Source organism: Nocardia sp. NPDC055050, from assembly GCF_053608345.1.
The window spans coordinates 1-4,702 of the sequence record NZ_JBSGVG010000087.1 but is presented as its reverse complement, the minus strand read 5'-3'; the positions used below and the strand labels follow the sequence as shown (position 1 = coordinate 4,702).

Genomic DNA, 4,702 nt, shown 5'->3' with positions numbered 1-4,702 from the left:
GGGGCCGCTTTCCTTCTGTCCTGCGGCGAAATTACTTGGCCGGAGCGACGAAGGGCTGGTTGATCGTGGTGAAGTACTGGATCGCAGCACCGATCGCGACCGGAGCGGTCACGAAGATCTGGCCCAGGATGACGCCGAGGGCGCCGATGGTGGTGGCGCCGACGACGCAACCCGCGATCGGGCCCGCGCCGAACAGGGCGAGCAGCACACCGGTGGCGACCAGGCCGGCCGCGGCACCCGCGATGCAGCCGATGGTCGCGCCGCCGAGGCCGCCGGCCAGGGTGCCGATGGTGGCGCCCATGGAGATGGTGGAGGTCAGACGGCTCCAGGCGGCCTGCTCACGCTCGTACTCGGTCTTCCAGGGAGCCTTGTCCTCGTAAGGCAGGGCCACCGGCTTGTAGACGGCCTGGGCCGGGTCGAGCTGGGGGGTCAGGACGGCCTTGTTGCCCGAGATCTCGGCGGCGATCGGCAGCTCGAAGTCATCGAGGCGGAACGACAGCGGGGTGCCGGCGACGGTGGTGCCGTTGGCAGCCTTGATCTTGAAGGCGCCGTCTTCGACGACCAGCGAGCCGGCGTCGGTGGTGATGACGGACTTGGAACCGTCGACGACCTCGGCGGAGTAGTTGATCGGGGCGGCTTCTTCGGCCGGCGCGGCGTTCACGGTGCCGGCGGTGACGCCCATGGCGGCGATCAGCAGCGCCGACGTGGCGGCGAATTTCCTCATCAGCATTTTTGTTGAACCTCAAGTTTGGAGCGTGCGGAGGGGACTCGTAGATCAAAAGCTCCCGCAGCTAACCAGAGGTGAACCTGCTGTGACTGTTAGTTCAAGTTTTGTTCACCATTGATACTCCGATGCCTGTGCGCTGATAGAAACCTGAGCGTTGACCGGGCTTTTTCTCAGGAAAACCGACTTTGAGTCTTAACCTACCTACAGGTAATGTGACGGAGATCACTGTGTAAATATATGCCGGGTCACAGGTCAGAGACGTTCCAGCAACACATAACGGTGACACCTTTCGTCACGAGCGTCCACGGAATGCACGTATCGTTGACCGAGTGCGAGTGCTCGTAACCGGCGGGGCCGGGTTCATCGGTGCGAATTTCGTCCAGCAGACCGTGGCCACGCGCCCGGATGTCCAAGTGACCGTGCTCGACGCGCTCACTTACGCGGGCAACCGGGCATCGCTGGATCCGGTCGCGGATCGGATCGAATTCGTGCACGGCGATATCGCCGATCTCGATCTTGTCGACAACCTGGTCAGTGGGGTGGACGCGGTCGTGCATTTCGCGGCCGAATCCCACAACGACAACTCCCTGGCCGAGCCGTGGCCGTTCGTGCAGACCAATATCGTCGGCACATACTCGCTGTTGCAGGCGGTACGCCGCCACGAGGTGCGCTACCACCACGTCTCCACCGACGAGGTGTACGGCGATCTCACCCCCGACGAGCCGGGCTTCACCGAATCCACCGCCTACAACCCGTCGAGCCCGTATTCGGCGACCAAAGCGGGCAGCGACATGCTGGTACGCGCCTGGACCAGGTCTTTCGGTGTCCGCGCGACCCTGTCGAACTGCTCCAACAATTACGGCCCGTACCAGCACGTGGAGAAATTCATCCCGCGCCAGATCACCAACCTGATCGACGGTGTGCGCCCACGGCTGTACGGCGCGGGTCATCAGGTGCGCGACTGGATCCACGTCGACGACCACAATCGCGCGGTCTGGGACATTCTCGAGCGTGGCCGGACCGGCAAGACCTATCTGATCGGCGCCCAGGGTGAACTCGACAACCTCACGGTCGTCCAGCTCATTCTGCAGGCGTTCGATCGAGAGCCCACCGACTTCGATCACGTGACGGACCGCCCCGGCCACGACCAGCGCTACGCCATCGACGCGAGTCTGCTGCGCGAGGAGCTGGGCTGGTCACCGCGCTACGCTGACTTCCGCGCCGGCCTGGCCGACACCGTCGCCTGGTACCGCGACAACGAGAACTGGTGGCGACCGAAAAAGGCCGATACCGAACGCGCCTACGCGGCAGCGGGCGAGAAAACTCTGTAATCCCCACCGTCGTCTGGGGAATTATCCCCAGACGACGGTGTAATACGTTGCGGCGGTAGCGACAAGCGCGAAAGTCGACGCACAGGCGATGGTGATCGCGGTCCCGCGGGCCGGAATCACGCCATCGGAATTCGTGAGTCGCAGCCCCACCACGCGAGCCAGCACCGCCAGTCCCATGATTGCCAGCGGCACGAAATACCGGCCCTGCACACCGTCGATGATATAGAAATCGACCGGCGTGAACGACATGTACAGCGTCACGTAGATCATCGCCACACTCGCGAGCACCGTGAGCGCCACGATCAGCGTGCGACGGAAAGTGGCTGTGGTGGTACTCATCCGGTCGACGATGCCGAAACTCACCGCGAAGGCGAGCAGGCACGCCAGCATCGAAATCGCGGGCACGTCCACATACGCGAAACCGAGTTCGCCGAAGAACTGGTTGAACCAGCGATGGTCGCGCAGCGCGATGCTCTCGCCGAAGGTGTGCACGAATTGCACCGGGTCGCTGAGGATTCCCTTCAGCTGATCGCCCGGTCGCACCTGGCCCCACTGATGGGGCGGGCGCATCAGGCCCATGCCGTCGCCGGTGGGCGCCGCGATCTTCGTCCAGGCGAGGAAAAGCACCCCGCCCGTCACCGCGAATGCCCACGGGACGAATTTCAGTTTTCCGGTGAAACCGAGCCGGTCGGCGGGCACCACCACAACGAGCATCGCCAGCAGCACATAGGTCGGTTTGCTCAGCGGCAGCGCGATCGTCGCGGCGAGCAGCGCGGCGGTTTCCGCCCGGTGCAGTCGATCGCCGACGAACAGCGCTTTCAGCAGCAGCGCCGACACCATGATGGCGAGCGCGTTGGTGAGCGTGTCCGCGGTGACGGTGCCCGCCTGGAAAAGCGCGATCGGCAGCACCGCCACGGTGAATACCAGCCACTGGCTACGCCGCTCGCGCAGCGCGTAGAGCCCGAATCCGACAACCGCGAGATAGGCGACCAGGCCGGCGAAACGGGTGAGCAAATACATGCCACCCACGTTGAGGCCGAGCGCCTCGCCCAGCCGAATGCCAACGGCGGCGGGCACATACGGCACCGGTGAGTAGGCGGCGGTGTTGGTGAACCACATCTGCCGGGTCGTCGAGGAGACCTCGGCCGCGGCGAGCCGGTCGTAGGCGCCGGGGTCGGCCACCATCGCGTCGGGCTCTTCGGGGTTGTCGTTGTAGTCGGTGAAGGCGTAGCCCATCAGCGCGTCGACGCTGACCGGGATCTGCCCGCCGTAGGCCACACCGCGATCGTCGACGATGCGCTGGGGGAACACGCCGCCGTGGGCGACCTGGTAGGCGCGGCCGAACTGGGTGATCTCGTCGTGGCCCCAGAACGCGGGCGTGAGCACGGCGAACACGGCGCCGAAGACGGTCGCGATCATCGCGAACGCGACGGTCGCGGCGCCGAACCGCTGGGTCACAGTCCGGATGGGCGCCAGCGCCCGATCCTTGCGTGCGGGGGTCTTGCTGGGTTCTACAGTCGTCTCGGGCTCGATGGACGTGGTCACCGACGGTCTCCGGCCGCGACGTCCTCGTTCACCCCGGCGGCCGAATAACGCAGGTAGACCAACCGCGCCGTCTCGTGGCGGGAGCGGCGGATGCCGTCCAGGATCAGGCCCGCGGTCCACGCGAGGCTGCCGAGCAGCAACAGCGTGAACGCGAGGAACAGCGTCGGGAACCGCGCCACCTGGTGAGTGTTGTAGAAGTCGATCACGATCGGCACGGTCAGAATCACCGAGACCAGCCAGGCGATGGTGCCGAACAGGCCGTAGAACGCGACGGGGCGTTCGTGGCGGGCCAGGCCCAGGATCAGCGCGAGGATCTTGGTGCCGTCGCGGTAGGTGCGCAGCTTGGATTCGCTGCCTGCGGGGCGGTCGCGGAAACCGACCGGCACCGAGGTCTGCGGCACGCGCAGGTGCAGCGAATGCACGGTCAGCTCGGTTTCGATCTCGAACTCGCGCGACACGGCCGGGAAGCTCTTCACGAACCGGCGCGAGAACACCCGGAAACCGCTCAGCATGTCTTCGACGTTCTCGCCGAACACCTTGCCCACCACGCCGTTGAGCACCTTGTTGCCGGTCTCGTGACCGCTGCGGTAGGCGCTGGCGTCGGCGTCGTCCTGCTTGCGCACACCGAGGATGTGGTCGTAGGGGCCCTCGAGCAGCGTCTTGATCATCAGCGGAGCGGCCGACGCCTCGTAGGTGTCGTCGCCGTCGATCATCAGATAGACGTCGGCGTCGATATCGGCGAAGGCGCGGCGCACCACATTGCCCTTGCCCTTGGTGTTCTCGAAGCGCACGATCGCCCCGGCCTCACGGGCGCATTCGGCGGTGCGGTCGGTGCTCAGGTTGTCGTAGACGTAGACGACGATCCCCGGCACAGCGGCTTTGAGGTCGGTGACGACCTTGGCGACCGCGGCCTCTTCATTGTGGCAGGGGACCACGGCGGCAATGCGAAGCTCGGTGGAGTCCACCCGGGTCAATCCTCGGAGTTAGGCAGCAGTGGGACACCGGGAGGCTACAGGATTTCTGGCGGCGCGGGCGCCGCGTGTTCGCGGCCCCGAGGGGCCGCCGGGGGGGCGCCCCGGGGGGGGGGGGGCGGGGCCCA

The 4,702-nt window shown here is 65.8% G+C and carries 4 protein-coding genes; 1 reads left to right on the top strand and 3 read right to left on the bottom strand.

Annotated elements, in window-relative coordinates:
* Positions 1-31: 31 nt before the first annotated feature.
* Positions 32-730 (bottom strand): hypothetical protein, encoded by a 699-nt coding sequence (locus ACWGCN_RS35715; RefSeq protein ID WP_378989524.1) that lies wholly within the window; start codon positions 728-730, stop codon positions 32-34.
* 326 nt (positions 731-1,056) lie between these two features.
* Here ACWGCN_RS35715 and rfbB point away from each other — a divergent pair, with 326 nt between their 5' ends.
* Complete coding sequence (gene rfbB, locus ACWGCN_RS35710) at positions 1,057-2,058, top strand: dTDP-glucose 4,6-dehydratase (RefSeq protein ID WP_378989525.1); 1,002 nt, start codon at positions 1,057-1,059, stop codon at positions 2,056-2,058.
* Positions 2,059-2,079: 21 nt separating this feature from the next.
* On the opposite strand, the gene ACWGCN_RS35705 is transcribed toward rfbB, so the two are convergent.
* Both ACWGCN_RS35705 and ACWGCN_RS35700 read right to left on the bottom strand, forming a co-directional pair.
* Positions 2,080-3,603: a DUF2142 domain-containing protein gene (locus ACWGCN_RS35705; RefSeq protein WP_452460460.1), complete on the bottom strand. Its 1,524-nt coding sequence runs from the start codon at positions 3,601-3,603 to the stop codon at positions 2,080-2,082.
* On the bottom strand, positions 3,600-4,568 hold the full coding sequence (locus ACWGCN_RS35700; protein ID WP_378989527.1) for a glycosyltransferase family 2 protein: 969 nt from the start codon (positions 4,566-4,568) through the stop codon (positions 3,600-3,602). The genes ACWGCN_RS35705 and ACWGCN_RS35700 overlap by 4 nt, the downstream gene beginning before the upstream one ends.
* Positions 4,569-4,702 lie beyond the last annotated feature (134 nt).